This window comes from Streptomyces sp. NPDC002125 (assembly GCF_053593715.1).
This window is the reverse complement of record NZ_JBSFDD010000007.1, coordinates 1-14847: the sequence shown is the minus strand read 5'-3', so window position 1 is coordinate 14847 and position 14847 is coordinate 1. Positions and strand designations below refer to the sequence as shown.

The 14847-nt window shown below is 68.8% G+C and carries 10 protein-coding genes; 1 reads left to right on the top strand and 9 read right to left on the bottom strand.

Annotated features, from left to right (window positions below; all coding sequences use genetic code 11):
* Window positions 1-22: 22 nt before the first annotated feature.
* The 3 genes from ACWCQM_RS14265 to ACWCQM_RS14255 form a co-directional block, all read right to left on the bottom strand.
* Complete coding sequence (locus ACWCQM_RS14265; protein ID WP_450915583.1) at window positions 23-1633, bottom strand: sugar phosphotransferase; 1611 nt, start codon at window positions 1631-1633, stop codon at window positions 23-25.
* A gap of 15 nt (window positions 1634-1648) precedes the next feature.
* A complete protein-coding gene (locus ACWCQM_RS14260) occupies window positions 1649-3214 on the bottom strand; it encodes a stealth family protein (RefSeq protein ID WP_450915582.1) in 1566 nt (521 codons plus the stop codon).
* Window positions 3215-3588: 374 nt separating this feature from the next.
* Window positions 3589-4713 (bottom strand): hypothetical protein, encoded by a 1125-nt coding sequence (locus ACWCQM_RS14255; RefSeq protein ID WP_450915581.1) that lies wholly within the window; start codon window positions 4711-4713, stop codon window positions 3589-3591.
* A gap of 345 nt (window positions 4714-5058) precedes the next feature.
* Between ACWCQM_RS14255 and ACWCQM_RS14250 the strand changes: the two genes are divergently transcribed.
* Entirely contained in the window at window positions 5059-6159 is a 1101-nt protein-coding gene (locus ACWCQM_RS14250) for an LCP family protein (RefSeq protein WP_450915580.1), read from the top strand.
* 95 nt (window positions 6160-6254) lie between these two features.
* On the opposite strand, the gene ACWCQM_RS14245 is transcribed toward ACWCQM_RS14250, so the two are convergent.
* From ACWCQM_RS14245 to ACWCQM_RS14220, 6 genes are all read right to left on the bottom strand, one after another.
* Window positions 6255-7757, bottom strand: coding sequence for an amino acid permease (locus tag ACWCQM_RS14245; RefSeq protein ID WP_450915579.1), 1503 nt, complete (start codon window positions 7755-7757; stop codon window positions 6255-6257).
* 147 nt (window positions 7758-7904) lie between these two features.
* Window positions 7905-9818 carry a 1-deoxy-D-xylulose-5-phosphate synthase gene (gene dxs / locus ACWCQM_RS14240; protein ID WP_450915578.1) on the bottom strand — a complete coding sequence of 638 codons (1914 nt, stop codon included), beginning with the start codon at window positions 9816-9818 and terminating at the stop codon, window positions 7905-7907.
* 172 nt (window positions 9819-9990) lie between these two features.
* Window positions 9991-11268: a sugar ABC transporter permease gene (locus ACWCQM_RS14235; protein WP_450915577.1), complete on the bottom strand. Its 1278-nt coding sequence runs from the start codon at window positions 11266-11268 to the stop codon at window positions 9991-9993.
* Window positions 11265-12053, bottom strand: coding sequence for an ATP-binding cassette domain-containing protein (locus ACWCQM_RS14230; RefSeq protein ID WP_073748378.1), 789 nt, complete (start codon window positions 12051-12053; stop codon window positions 11265-11267). Before ACWCQM_RS14230 ends, ACWCQM_RS14235 begins: the two co-directional genes overlap by 4 nt.
* Before the next feature lie 198 nt (window positions 12054-12251).
* Entirely contained in the window at window positions 12252-13361 is a 1110-nt protein-coding gene (locus ACWCQM_RS14225) for a sugar ABC transporter substrate-binding protein (RefSeq protein ID WP_450915576.1), read from the bottom strand.
* Window positions 13362-13480: 119 nt separating this feature from the next.
* The gene (locus ACWCQM_RS14220) at window positions 13481-14680 is read right to left on the bottom strand and encodes an ROK family transcriptional regulator (protein WP_073748376.1); all 1200 of its coding nucleotides are present in this window, start codon (window positions 14678-14680) and stop codon (window positions 13481-13483) included.
* Between the last annotated feature and the right edge of the window lie 167 nt (window positions 14681-14847).

Here is a 14847-nt window from a genome sequence, read left to right as displayed (position 1 = left end):
GACGCCTCAGGATTACTTGTGCTCACGTGTACGTTTCCGGGTCCTCTGGATGGCCGTGCTCGAACGGGCTCGCCACGGGGAAGTAGCGGTGCAGGAAATCGACGACCGCCTTGCTGCCGCCACGGCCGAGAGCCTCGTCGCTCCCGAGCCCGAAGAACTGAAGCTGCTGCAGGTCACGGCGTACGAGGAGCCGGTCCAGCCGCAGCCCGATACCGGGAAGGGCCGCGTGCAGGACCGCGGTCGTCTCCCCTGACGGGTCGGCGAGCCCGTGGGCGTACGCGAAGTGGTGGACCAGTCCGTCACCCGGGTGGGTTCCGGGAAGCCTCGGCTGTGTCTGCCCGTCCGGTGACGGTTCGGCCGCCGCCCCGCTCTCGGCGAGCCGGCCCAGGGCGGAGCAGGTGAACGGCTGGGGTCCCGGTGCGAAGGACTGCGTCACGGCACGCCCTGTGGCCGAGTACGCGAGCGCCGTCCAGGGGGCGAACGACTCCTCGGCCGTCCACATCCCTCGCCTCGGCCTGGTCGTGCCGTTGGGCGTGAAGTAGTCGAACGGACGCGTGGGCCGACCGAGCAGCGCACCCGGCCTGAACAGCAGGAAGTGTTCCGCGATGTCGGGAAGGAGGTGGAGGTGGCCGTCGGCCGGGTGCCGCCCCTCGACCACGGCGAGCCTGCCGTCGTCGCCCCTGAGCCACTCGGGCACCGGCTCCTGCGCCACCACATGGACGACGTCGACCCACGGGGCGTACTGGTGCAGGGAGCGCAGCGAGGCCCTCAGCAGCTCCTCGCCCCAGGCGCCCGGGTGCTCCCACAGAAGCACGGCGTCGATGGGGAACGAGACCTCCTCGAGCCGGGCGATGTCGAACTGTTCGAGGGTGACCGACGGGTCCATGTCACCGTCGATGTCGCAGTAGCCCGAGAGCCGGTCGAAGCCGATCTCGATGCCCGCGGCGTCCCTGGAGACGACACGCTGGACCCGGTTGGGACGGGGCCCCACCAGGCGCTCCTGCGGCAGATCGGTGTTGACCGTCCAGAACTCGATCTCGATGCCCTGGTCCTCGCCGACCCAGAGGTTCTCGGTCGGTTCGGTGCGCAGCCAGGTGATCCGGATCGCCCTGGCCCTGCCGTAGTTCTTCCAGGCCTTGAGGTGGCTCCCGGGGGTCATGCGGGTGTCGTTGTTGACGGGGGACGCCGACACGACGTATCCGGTGTGCTCCTCCAGCAGCGCGCGGAGCACCCTGCGGACCTGGCCCTTGTCCTGCTGCTCCACGGCGAGGCAGATGCGCCGGTCGTCGAGTGCGGGCACCGCGAACCAGGGGATGTCTGCGGCGTCCAGGGCCGAGGTCACCAGATCGTGGTCGAGCCGCCGCGCCAGGTCGACGGTCAGCCCTTGGTGCACATGGCCGACCCTGCCGTCGGGGGTGCGCGTCCTGCGCTCGGAGGCGCTCGCGAAGTCCCCCTTCCTGACGAGCCGCAGCGCACGTCGGTGCAGGCGCGCCTCACGGCGGTTCAGCGTGCGGACCAGCCCGCCCTTGACCTTGCGCCTGACCCTGGGCGGCACGCGGCTGCCCGCGACGGCACGCACCGGCTGGGGAACGATGCGCTTGTAGACCCTGGCTGCCGAACTCGAATCGGTCATGTCATGAACCCCGATTCATCGCTCGTAGGGACTGGGGACTGGGAAGTAGGCGTTGAGGAATCCGTCGAGCAGCTCTTGCTGGGCCTCGATGTCCTCCGGCGTGGAGAAGGCGTCGTTCAGACAGAAGGAGTCCTGGCTCCGGCCGTCGAGCAGCCTCTGCAGCCGGTCCGCCAGGTCGGGAACCGCCAGCTGGAGATAGGTGAACGGCATGGTGCCCGGCTGGGCCCGGCCGGTCAGCGCCGCGTAGTAGAGCCCGAACGACGAGGTCGTGGAGAGGTCCGTCATCGCCCGGAAGCGGCTGGCGGCCGTGCGGGCCCATGCCTGCGGGAAGTCGCGTTCGGCCTCCTCCATGGCGCTGCGGCGCAGCGCGTAGGGGATGTGCTCCATGGGCTGGGTGATCACCCTGCCGAAACGTTCCTTGAGGAGCGCGCGGTTGTTCTTGCAGGCCGCGTCGACAGGGGTGTCGGTCTCGACGACGGGCCCCTGCGGAATGCGGTTGCGCGAGGGGAAGTAGCGCGCCGTTCCGCTCGGTGTGAAGAAGGCGTGCGGTGCCACGGGGCGGCCGATGAACATGTCGTCGTTGAAGTACAGGAAGTGCTCGGAGAGTCCTTCGATGTGATGCAGCTGACTCTCGATGGAGTGCGAGTTGAAGGTCGGCAGGTCGGCGGAGTTACGGAAGATCTCCCGGTGGCTCACCACCCTGATGCCCGGGATGTCTTCGCGGAGCCATGCCGGGACCTGGTCGTCGGTGGCGATGTAGATGTTGCGGATCCACGGGGCGAACATGTGGAGCGACCGGACGGAGTAGCGCAGCTCGTCACGGCTGATGAAACGGGCGTCACTCGCGGACTCGGCGTGGTAGACCTCACCCTTCGCCGAGGCCTTCCGCTGCTGCCAGGCGGGGTCGTTCCCGTCCACCCACGTGTACACGGCATCGACGGGGAAGGCGATGTCCTCGACGCAGCTCACCAGGAATTCGGGTCTGGTGGCGAGCGGAGGAGCCTCCCGCCGCGACGTGTGATCGGACACGAAACGGCTGAACAGCCGAGGAGCTCCGAAGACGTTTCCGCCCTCGCCGGACACCGCCCAGGTGACCCTGTTGGCCCGGGGTGCGACGAGATGCGTCCCGTGCCACCTCCAGAACTCCACCACGCAGCCGTACTCGTGGCCCATGACCAGGTGTTTGCCGATGTCGGCGCGGTACCAGCTGACCTGCACGGCAGCCGCGGTACGGACACCGCGCCACGCCTTGGGGTCCCGGGACGAGCGGGGAGCCGCGGGTGCCGCCGCGTCCGGGTCGATCACGCTCAGGTGGCCTGCGTACTGCCCCATGCCCCTGAAGAGGGCGCCGAGGACGGCTTCGCGGTCCTCTTCGGCGACAGCCACGACGGTCCCGTGGTCGGAGGTGCCTCGGACGGCGAAGAAGGACACTCCGGCGGACTGAAGCAGGTCGGCGACGGCGGAACGATTCGCCTCACGGGCACCGAGAGGCGTGAGCCCCGGCTCGACATAGATGTCGTCCGTCGCACCGCCGGGCGCGTTCTGCTGTTGCGGAGGCACGGGCGTCGCCGCGAGGGACACGGGCGAACCGTCCTGCACCGCCTCCCTGACAGGCCTCACCACCGGCCCAGGAATGATCGTCAAACCCGCCACCCCCCAGGGCAGGACACACGCCGCCGCACGCCATCACTCCTCGATCACCTGCGGTCGACGACCGGCAGAGCTGTTCGCGGGTCCCCCCTTGGACACCGCGACTCTGCATGCCTTATTCGCCACAAGTAGTCATTGACGGCAATTGAAAGAACTTTCAACTTTCACAGAGCGATCACATCTTCATCAGTTGTAGGCCCCGTGTCAATGTCCGACCCGAAAGCCACAAACCACTAAAAGTGGCGATATAGGGAACATATCGACCATGACCCGGTGGCCGGATGGATCTCGCGCGGGTCCGACTGTCAGACGCGCTCGGCCGGAGCCATGGCCAGACCCGGTTCGGCGTTCTGGCGTGCGATGTACAGCGCCCCGTCGGCGCCGATCGTCCCCACGACCACCCGGCCCACGCTGTCGACGGCCAGGGCCGGCGGCATGTCCGTCCGCTCGCCGGTCGGCGACCACCACAGGCCGCCGCCCTCGTTCTCGGTGCCGCAGGCCGCGAGCATGACGTGCCCGTCGGCGTCGCGGTGCGCCAGGACGGTGCAGTCGTAGCCGTCGAGCACCGCGCGCAGCACGGAGACCGGCCCCTCGGCCGGAGTACCGCCCAGCGGAACCACCCATCCCCCGAGGCGGTAGGCCACCACACCGCCCGTGGCCGGATCGGTCCAGTAGTACGTGCACCGCCCCGGCGCGGTCTCCAGCGCGGTCACACTGGCCGGCGCCATCTGGACGGGGATGTCCTGCTCCCGCGAGAAGCCGCCGTTCGCGGAGGTCTGGCGCCAGTGCATCGCCTTACCCGGCCCCTGGACGAGGAGATCGACGGCGCCGGACGCCCCGAGCGTGACCGCCATCCCGTCCTCGGCCTCACGGGCGTTCATGTTGTGCCACGACTCCCACTTGCCGTCCTTGTCGTCGCGCCGCAGCATCACCCCGCCGGCGGCGGTCCGCACGAAGAAGTGCACGAGCCCGGACGGGCTCACGACGCCGGCCGGCGCGCCCATGCCGGGGGCCTGGTCGGTGTTCCTGCGCGGATTGCCGAGGGAATGCCATCCGCTGAGGGCCCGGCCGCTCTGGTACTGGATGGCGTGCATCACATCGACGACCGGCTGGGTGTCCTTCTTCGGTACGCACCGGCGCCCGAGGAAGTGCACATAGCCGTCCGCGCCCTGCGCGAGGGAGAGGTTCGTCAGATGCCGGATCACGAAGAGGTCCGGGCCTGACCACTCCGGGCCCCCCGGGCGCGTCTCCGTCCAGCGGAGCAGTCCCTCGGGGTGGCGCGCGTAGGCGGTGAGTCTTCCGTCCTTGCCTCGCACCAGCCACTGGCCGTCGACGGCGGCCACGGCCGCGTGACGGTCGTCGTTACGGTGCTCACGGACAGTCCGTGCCGGAGTGCTCCCCCGGTCGGCGCGCCCAGACTTGACCCGCATGATGTGAGGTCGTCCTTCCCATGATTCCCCGCCCGGACCCGGCACCGGCTGCCGCGCGGCCTTCTGCGTCAGGGACGCGAGACGGGTCTGGCAACCGCCATCATAGAATCTCCGTTCGATCGCCACCGACTCGCCGCCCGGCGTTCGCTTTTCGCGTGCCGGACGCGCCACGGAACGGACCGGGCGGCTGCGTACGGGATGCGAACGGCGCGCGAAGAATTACACACGATTCGAAAATTTGTCTATACTACTCGGCCTGCCCCCCACATGGGTCGACCGGCCCCACCCGAGTCCCCAAGTCCACATCCAGCCCTCACGGGCCACAGACCAAGGGACTCGTGCAGGATGAGCCACGACGCCGTACCCCCGGGCCCGCGCGCCTCTCGCCGGGCGGAAGCACCGAAGCGGGGCCGGAAGAAGGAACGCAAGCGCCGCCGCGGCCTCAAGATCACTCTCGGGGTCCTCCTCGTGCTCCTCCTCGCGGGCGGCGGCACCGCGTACTGGATGTACCAGGACCTCGACGGCAACATCAAGGGCGTCGACATCAACAAGGCGCTCGGCGAGGACCGTCCCGAGAAGCTCCCCACCACCGGGCAGAACCTGCTCGTCCTCGGCTCCGACTCGCGCGCCGGGGCGGAGAACAAGGAGCTGGGCGGGGGCGGCGGTGTCAGCGGGGCGCGGTCCGACACGGCGCTGGTGGTGCACATACCCGAGGGCCGCACCGAGGCCACCGCGGTCTCCATCCCGCGCGACACCCTCGTGACCAGGCCCGAGTGCGTCAAGAGCGACGGTTCGAAGATGGCCTCCGCCGAGCGGGTCATGTTCAACTCCGTCTACTCCCAGGTCGGTCCGGCCTGTGTCGTGAAGACCGTGGAGAAGATGTCCGGGGTCAGGATCGACCACTACCTGGAGATCAACTTCGCCGGGTTCAAGGACCTGGTCGACGCGATCGGCGGGGTCACCGTCAAGGTCGACGAGCCGATCAAGGACTCCGCCTCGGGGCTCGACCTCACCGCCGGTACGCACAAGCTGAACGGAACCGAGTCCCTCGCCTATGTGCGTACCCGTCACGGCGTCGGCGACGGGAGCGACCTGGGCCGGATCGGGCTCCAGCAGCAGTTCCTGATGGCCCTGCTGACGGAGATCAAGTCGCAGGACCTGCTGGGCAGTCCGACGAGCACCTACAAGATCGCCAACTCCGCGACCAAGTCACTCACGACCGACGAGGGGCTCGCCTCGCTGACCTCGCTCGCGGAGTTCGCCCGCTCGATGAACGGCGTCGACCCCTCCTCGATGGAGACGATCATGCTGCCGGTCGCCTACGACAAGCAGGACCCGAACCGCGTGGTGGCGGCGGAGCCCCAGGCCGGTGACCTCTGGAAGGCGATCCGGACGGACGGCACCATTCCCGAGTCGGCGAAGAAGTCCCCGGCCACCGGCGGCTGACCGGGCGGTGATCGGTGGAGCCCGCCCCGGCGGGCGGAAGCGGCCGTACCGGGCGTACGGCCGCTTCCGCTTCCGCGGTGTGACTCAGGGGCGGGTCAACGGGCCTTCGCCATACGGCTGTTCCTGCGCCCGTACAGGAAGTAGATGAGCACGCCGAGCGCCATCCAGATCCCGAAGCGGACCCAGGTCTCGGCCGGCAGGTTCAGCATCAGCCAGACCGAGGCCGCCACCGACACGATCGGGAGGGCCGGGACCCACGGGGTGCGGAAGGCCCGGTGGAGCTCGGGGCGGGTGCGGCGCAGGACGATGACGCCGAGGGCGACGACCACGAACGCGAAGAGCGTGCCGATGTTCACCAGCGTCGCCAGCTCGTTGATGCTCGTGAAGCCCGCCACGATCGCGATGACCACGCCGAGCAGGATCGTCGGACGGTACGGCGTGCCGAAGCGCGGGTGCGTCACCGAGAAGAACCTCGGGAGCAGTCCGTCGCGGCTCATCGCGAAGAACACCCTGGTCTGGCCGAGCAGCAGGATCATGCAGACGGTGGTGAGGCCGACGGCCGCGCCGAAGCTGATGACACCGGCGTAGAAGGGGTGCCCGACGGCCTTGAACGCGTCGGCGAGCGGGGCGCTGACGGAGAGTTCGGAGTAGTTCTGCATGCCGGTGACGACGATCGACACGGCGACGTAGAGCAGGGTGCAGATGACGAGCGAGGCGAGGATGCCGCGCGGCATGTCGCGCTGCGGGAGCTTGGTCTCCTCGGCGGCCGTCGCCACGACGTCGAAGCCGATGAAGGCGAAGAAGACGATGGAGGCCGCGGTGAAGATGCCCATGACGCCGAAGTTCGTCGGTTCGTAGCCGAAGATCAGCTGGACCAGCGGCGCGTCCAGGCCCGAGCCCGAGGTCTGGCTCTCGGCCTCCGGGATGAACGGCGAGTAGTTGGACGCGTCGATGAAGAACAACCCGGCGATGATCACGATCAGCACGACCGCGATCTTGATGGCCACGACGACCGTGGTGACCCGGGCGGAGAGCTTCATCCCGAGGACCAGGATGACGGTCAGGATCAGGACCAGGGCGAACGCCAGGATGTCGAAGCCGAATCCACTGGCCACGTCCGGGCCGGAAAGTGCCTCGGGCATCGTCCAGCCGACGTTGTCCATGAGTGAGCGCACATAGCCGGACCAGCCGACCGCCACCACCGCGGTGCCCAGCGCGAACTCCAGCACCAGGTCCCAGCCGATGATCCAGGCGACGAGCTCGCCCAGGGAGGCGTACGAGAAGGTGTACGCCGATCCGGCCACCGGGACGGTGGAGGCGAATTCGGCGTAGCAGAGGGCCGCGAGGGCGCAGACGATGCCGGCGGCGACGAAGGCGAGCGCCGTGGCGGGGCCGGCCGTCTCCTTGGCGACCTTGCCCGTGAGGACGAAGATCCCGGTGCCGATGATGACACCCACCCCGAAGACCGTGAGGTCCAGCGCCGAGAGGGACTTCCTGAGGGCGTGCTCCGGTTCCTCGGTGTCACGGATGGACTGTTCGACCGTCTTGGTCCGGAACAGCCCGTCTCCGCTGGGGGGCGTGTCCTGCTGCGTGCTCACCGGCGTACCTCCACGCGCTCGTCGTGCACGCCATGATTCGTAACCGGCTGCCCGCGGCACGCTCCGCGCGGCCCGATTTCACGCGAATGGGCCGGTCGGACCACCCGTGCGGGGTGGCGACCGGCCCATCGGGCCCGCTGGTGCGGATCAGTCGCGGACGGGCTCGGCGGCCCGGCTCTCGTACCGTCCGTCGAGCTTGGCGACCAGGCCGGTGACCTGCCGGGCGATGTCCGGCGCGGTCAGCCCGATCTCGGCCATGACCTCACCCCGCGAGGCGTGGTCGAGGAAGACCGGCGGGATGCCGAAGTCGCGCAGGGGCACGTCCACGTCCGCGTCGCGCAGCGCCTGGGCGATGGCGGAGCCGACGCCGCCGGCCCTGCTGTTGTCCTCGACGGTGACGACGACCCGGTGCCCGGTCGCGAGCGGGGCGAGCGCCTCGTCCACGGGCTTGACCCAGCGCGGGTCGACGACCGTGGTGGAGATGCCCTGGGCGTCCAGCAGCGCGGCGATCTCCAGGCACATCGGGGCGAGCGCGCCGATGGAGACCAGGAGGACGTCCGGGCTGTCCGTACCCGCCGTACGCAGGATGTCCATGCCGCCCGCCGTGCCGACGGCCTTGACCGCCGGGCCGACCGCGCCCTTGGAGAAGCGGACGACGGTGGGCGCGTCGTCGACGTCGACGGCCTCGCGCAGCTGGGCGCGGACCTGGTCGGCGTCGCGCGGGGCCGCGATGCGCAGGCTCGGCACGCACTGGAGGATCGACATGTCCCACATGCCGTTGTGCGAGGCGCCGTCCGTGCCGGTGACGCCGGCCCGGTCCAGGACGAAGGTCACACCGCACTTGTGCAGGGCGACGTCCATGAGGACCTGGTCGAAGGCGCGGTTCAGGAAGGTCGCGTAGACGGCGAAGACGGGGTGCAGCCCGCCGGTCGCCAGGCCCGCCGCGGAGACCGCGCCGTGCTGCTCGGCGATCCCGACGTCGTAGATCCGGTCCGGGAAGGCCGCCTCGAACTTGCCGAGGCCGACCGGCTGGAGCATGGCCGCCGTGATGGCGACGACGTCCTCGCGCTCATGGCCGAGCTTGACCATCTCCTCGCCGAAGACCGAGGTCCAGTCGAGGCCGGAGGTGGAGATGGGCAGGCCCGTGTCCGGGTGGATCTTGCCGACGGCGTGGAAGCGGTCCGCCTCGTCCTCGAGCGCCGGAGTGTAGCCGCGGCCCTTCTCGGTGAGGCAGTGGACGATGACGGGCCCGCCGAAGCGCTTGGCGCGCTGGAGCGCGGATTCCAGGGCCTCGATGTCGTGGCCGTCGATGGGGCCGACGTACTTCAGTCCGAGGTCCTCGAACATGCCCTGCGGGGCGATGAAGTCCTTGAGGCCCTTCTTGGCGCCGTGCAGGGTCTCGTAGAGCGGCTTGCCCACGACGGGGGTGCGCTCCAGGAGGTCCTTGCCGCGGGCCAGGAAGCGCTCGTACCCGTCGGTGGTGCGCAGGGTGGCGAGGTGGTTCGCGAGGCCGCCGATGGTCGGGGCGTACGAGCGCTCGTTGTCGTTGACGACGATGACGAGCGGGCGGTCCTTGGCGGCGGCGATGTTGTTCAGCGCCTCCCAGGCCATACCGCCGGTGAGCGCGCCGTCACCGATGACCGCGACGACGTGGTCGTCCTTCTTGAGCACCTCGTTGGCCTTGGCGAGGCCGTCGGCCCAGCCGAGCACGGTCGAGGCGTGCGAGTTCTCGATGACGTCGTGCTCGGACTCGGCGCGGGACGGGTATCCGGAGAGGCCGCCCTTGCTCTTGAGCTTCGAGAAGTCCTGCCGGCCGGTGAGCAGCTTGTGCACATAGCTCTGGTGGCCCGTGTCGAAGAGGACCTTGTCCTGCGGGGACTCGAAGACGCGGTGCAGGGCGATGGTCAGCTCGACCACACCGAGGTTCGGGCCGAGGTGGCCGCCGGTCTTGGACACCTCCTCGACGAGGAAGGTACGGATCTCCCCGGCGAGCTGGTCGAGCTGCTCGAGGCCGAGCCGGTCCAGGTCACGCGGTCCCTTGATGCGGGTCAGCAGGTCCACCCGTGCCTCCTTGCTTGTGAGCTGGTCGAGCGTGTCGATCCGATGAGTCTAATGTTCCGCCGACGGCCGCGGTCATCGGGCGGGGTATTGGTCCGCGCCGCGCCGGGGCCCGGCGGACACGCGTGTGCCCGGCATCACGGGGATGCCGGGCACAGGTTCGCAGGTACGACGGTCAGGCGCGGCCCGCGGTCTTCTGCGTCTTGCGGGTGATGGAGTCGATGACGACCGTGATGAGAAGAACAGCACCGGTGATCATGTAGTTGATCGGGGTGGCGATGCCTTCCAGCGCCAGGCCGTACTGGATCGAGACGATCACCATGACGCCGAGCAGCGCGTTCCAGGTGCGGCCCCGGCCACCGAAGAGGCTGGTGCCGCCGATGACGGCCGCGGCGATGACGTTCATCAGGAGGTCGCCGCCGCCGGAGCCCTGGTTGGCCGCCGCGATCTTGGAGGCCCAGAAGAGGCCGCCGATCGCCGCGAAGGTGCCGGCTATCGCGAAGACCGAGACACGGATCGCGGTGACGTTGATGCCCGCGCGGCGGGACGCCTCGACGCTGCCGCCGAGCGCGAAGATCTTCCGGCCGTAGGAGGTGCGGCGCAGGACGAAGTCCGTGCCGACCAGGACGACAAGGAAGAGGACCAGGGCCAGCGGGAGGCCGCGGTACTGGTTGAACATGAACGCCGCGCCGAAGCCGAAGACCGCGAGCACTGCGGTACGGATCACGATGTCGACCAGCGGCCGCGACGGGACGCCGGCGGCCTCGCGGCGGCGGGTGTCGAGGAACGCGGAGAGGAAGTAGCCGATCACCGCGACGGCCGCGAGGCCGTAGGCGGCGGCCACGTCCGAGAAGTAGTACGTGGTCAGCTTGCCGACCACACCGTCGCTGTCCAGGTTGATCGTGCCCGTGTCACCGAGCAGCTGGAGCATGAAGCCCAGCCAGAACAGCAGACCGGCGAGGGTGACGGCGAAGGCGGGAGCACCGATCCGGGCGAAGAAGAAGCCGTGGATGGCGCCGATGACCGCGCCGCTGACGATCGCGACGAGGACGGCGAGCCACTCGTTCATCCCGTGCGTGACGCTGAGCACGGCGACGACGGCGCCCGAGACACCGCTGACCGAGCCGACCGAGAGGTCGATCTCGCCGAGCAGCAGCACGAAGATGATGCCCACGGCCATCATGCCGGTGGCCACCATGGTCACGGCGATGTCGCTGACGTTCTTCGCCGAGAGGAATTCCGAGTTCAGGCTCTGGAAGACCACGCAGATGATGACCAGGCCGATGATCACGGGGATCGAGCCGAGGTCACCGCCGCGCATCTTGCGCTTGAACTCGGTGAGGTAGCCGGCGAGGCCCTGCTCGCGCACGAGGAGCCGGGGGTCGACCACGGTGTCGGCGCCCTTGGCCGCCTCCGGGTTGACCACTGCGGTGGACGTCTTGTCGGTTGTCACTTCTGGGCCTCCGCGTTGCGCGCCGCACGACGGGTCACGGCGTTCTCCGTGGCACCCGTGATGGCGGAGATGATCTCTTCCTGCGAGGTGGTCTTCACGTCGAAGACCCCGTTGTTCCGGCCGAGCCGGAGCACGGCGACCTTGTCGGCGACGGCCTTCACATCGGCCATGTTGTGGCTGATGAGGATGACCGCGTGGCCCCGCTCGCGCAGCCGCTCGACGAGGTCGAGGACCTGCGCGGTCTGCTCGACACCGAGCGCGGCGGTGGGCTCGTCGAGGATGACGAGCTTGGGCTCGCCCAGCATGGAGCGGGCGATCGCGACGGTCTGGCGCTGACCGCCGGAGAGCGACGCGATCGGGATGCGGACGCTGGGGATGCGGATCGACAGCGTGCTGAGGAGCTCGCGGGAGCGGCGCTCCATCTCGACCTCGTCGAGGATTCCGAACTTGCGGAGCTCCCGGCCGAGGTAGAGGTTGCCGACGACGTCGATGTTGTCGCAGAGCGCGAGGTCCTGGTAGACGGTCGCGATCCCCAGGTTCTGGGCATCGTGCGGCTTGTTGATCTGGACGGCCTTGCCGTCCCACTCGATGACACCGTCATCGATGGGGTGGACTCCGGCGATCGTCTTGACCAGCGTTGATTTACCGGCGCCGTTGTCACCCACCAGGGCGACGACCTCACCGGCGTGGACCTCAAGCTCTACGTCGGTGAGCGCCTGGACGGCACCGAATCGCTTGGAGACCCCTCGCAACGCCAACACGGGCGTAGCGGACACGTGAACCATCTCCTTCGCCGCCTGACCCGGCGGGGATACCGCACCTGGGGGAAGGCGCGGTGGTTTGAGCAGAAGCATGAAAAGAGGAGGGGCCGAAGCGTTCCGTCCGGCGCCCCGCCCGGCAGCGGGACAGTTGGTGGGCGAGGCACCGGACAGGCTTCGGGTCCGCCCGGCGGGCCGTGGAGGGCCGGCCGGGCGGAGGGGGACCTACTTCAGGCCGGCGGCGTCGCAAGCCGCCTTGTACTTGGCCGTGCAGATCTCGTCGAGCGTGTAGATACCGTCCTTGATGACGGTGTCCTTGATGTTGTCCTTGGTCAGCGAGACGACCGGGACGAGGACGGTGGCGATGCCCTTCGTGCCGGCGTTGTCGACCTTGGACGTGGCGATGGTGTCGAGCTTCTCGCCCTTGGCGAGCGCGACGGCCATCTCCGCGGCGACGATGCCCTCCTGCGGGTAGGGCTTGTAGACGCTCATGAACTGCTCACCGGTGACGATGCGCTGCACACCCGCGAGCTCGGCGTCCTGGCCGGTGACCGGCGGGAGCTTGGAGATGCCCGCGGACTTGAGGGCCTGGATGATGCCGCCCGCCATGCCGTCGTTGGCGGAGTAGACACCGGCGATCTTGTCCTTGCCCAGGGCGGTGATCGCGCCCTCCATGTTGGCGTTGGCGTTCTCCGGCTTCCACTCCTTGGTGTCGTACTCCTTGCCGTACGTCACCTTGCCGTCGAGGACCGACTTGGCGCCCTTCTTGAAGAGGGCGGCGTTGGGGTCGGTGATCGAGCCGTTCATCATCACGATGGTGGGCTTGGCGGCGTCGCCCAGGGCCTCCAGCAGGGCCGTGCCCTGCACGCGGCCGACCTCTTCGTTGTCGAAGGAGGTGTAGGCGTCGATCGGGCCTTCGGCGAGGCGGTCGAAGGCGACGACGGGGATGCCCTCGTCCTTGGCCTTCTTCACGCTGTTCTCGATCGCCTTGGCGTCCACGGCGTCGATGATCAGTGCGTCGACCTTGTTGGTGATCATCGTGTCGACCTGCTGCGACTGCAGCGTGGCGTCCTGCTTGGCGTTGGCGTAGACGACCTCCGCCTTGCCACCGGTCAGCTCGCTGACCTTCTTCTCGATGATCGGCTTGTCGAACTTCTCGTAGCGGGCGGTGACGTTCTCGGGGAGGAGCAGACCGATCTTGAGATCGTCGCCCTTCTTGCCCGAGTCGGTGGTGGCCTTGTCGCCGGACTCCTTGGCACTCCCGCAAGCAGCGAGCGAGACGGCCATGGTGGTGGCGGCAACGGCAACGGCGGCACGACGCATACGCGTGTTCATTTCGAACCTCCCTGACGAGGCCGCGACGTTGCGGCCGAGGTGGCTGGAAGTCAACTCGGCCGCGACGTCAGCGTCAAGGAGTAAATCCTTAACGAGATGACAACGGTGCCATTCGTTATCTAAGTGAAGGCAGGCGTCGCGGCAGGGAGGGTGCTCTCCAAAAGGGTTGAATCCCCCATCTCACTGAGTACGAGGGCCAGCGCCCCCAGCACCTCGGCCCGTCCGCCGAGCGCTCCCGGCAGCACGGAGAGCTGCCGCGCGGCACTGGGAATGGCATAGCGCGAGACCGAGTCACGGATGGGTCCGAGCACCAACTCGCCCGCCTCCGCGAGGGATCCTCCGAGCACGACCCGGCTCGGGTTGAGCAGGTTGCACAGGTTGGCCACCCCGCTGCCGATGTGCCGGCCGACGTCCCCGATGACCCTGCGGCAGCCCGGATCGCCCTCGCGGGCCAGCTGCACCACCCGCTCCATCGTGAGATCGGGCCCGTGGCTGGGCATGAGCAGGGGCAGGACGTACCGGGCGGCGGTGAAGGTCTCCAGGCAGCCGCGGTTGCCGCAGCGGCAGACAGGGCCCGCCTCGTCGAGGGTGATGTGGCCGATCTCGCCGGCCGTGCCACCGGGACCGCGGTAGATGTGCCCGTCGATCACCAGACCGGCTCCCACGCCGCTGGCGACCTTGATGTAGGCGAGGTCCCGCACCCCCCGGCCGCTGCCCCAGACGAGCTCGCCGAGGGCGCCCAGGTTGGCATCGTTGTCCACGTACACCGGCACCCCGAGGCGCCCCGCGAGCTCCTGGCTGGGATTGATGCCCGTCCAGCCCGGCAGGATCGAGGTGGACCCGAGCGTGCCGGATTCGACGTCGATCGGGCCCGGTACGCCGAGGCCGACGCCGATCACCTTCGCGGGACTGATGCCCGTGGTCTCGATCAGGCGGTTGACCAGGTGTTCCGCCCGTCCGAAGCCCTCCGCGGACGAGGCGTCCACGTCCAGCGGCTCCGATTCCTCGGCCAGCACTTGGTGAGCCAGGTTGCCGATGGCCACCCGGAGGTGCGTATGTCCGAAATCAACCCCTATGACGATGCCCGCGTCCCCGCTCAGGGAGACGCTCCTGGCCCGGCGCCCGCCCGCCGAGGTGGGGGTCACCTCGACTGTTCCGCCGTCCTTGAGTTCACGAACGATGTTGGAGACAGTGGCTGCGGAGAGGCCGGTGCTCCTGGCGATCTCCGCCTGGGTCAGGGACCCCGCCATCCTTACGGCACGTACGACCCGCTCGAGGTTGGCCCGATGCAGAGATGTCTGCGACCCCGGAGTCTCCATTGACCCACCCTTATCCGTGGCCCGCGTCACCCTGGGTGACCGAACCTTGTACAAGTTATGAACTCCAAAGCTCCGCTGAGGATACCTATGCCGTCAACCCCTTGACGGAAATCGGCTCCTGCCCCTTGCACAGGGGTCGGGCCCCGGAGAGTCGTCTCTCCGGGGCC

What these genes read in the sequence shown, in the direction of transcription:
- ACWCQM_RS14265 (WP_450915583.1), bottom strand. Translation starts at nt 1,633, where the DNA reads ATGACCGATTCGAGTTCGGCAGCCAGGGTCTACAAGCGCATCGTTCCC.
- ACWCQM_RS14255 (WP_450915581.1), bottom strand. Translation starts at nt 4,713, where the DNA reads ATGCGGGTCAAGTCTGGGCGCGCCGACCGGGGGAGCACTCCGGCACGG.
- ACWCQM_RS14250 (WP_450915580.1), top strand. Translation starts at nt 5,059, where the DNA reads ATGAGCCACGACGCCGTACCCCCGGGCCCGCGCGCCTCTCGCCGGGCG.
- ACWCQM_RS14230 (WP_073748378.1), bottom strand. Translation starts at nt 12,053, where the DNA reads ATGGTTCACGTGTCCGCTACGCCCGTGTTGGCGTTGCGAGGGGTCTCC.
- ACWCQM_RS14225 (WP_450915576.1), bottom strand. Translation starts at nt 13,361, where the DNA reads ATGAACACGCGTATGCGTCGTGCCGCCGTTGCCGTTGCCGCCACCACC.
- ACWCQM_RS14220 (WP_073748376.1), bottom strand. Translation starts at nt 14,680, where the DNA reads ATGGAGACTCCGGGGTCGCAGACATCTCTGCATCGGGCCAACCTCGAG.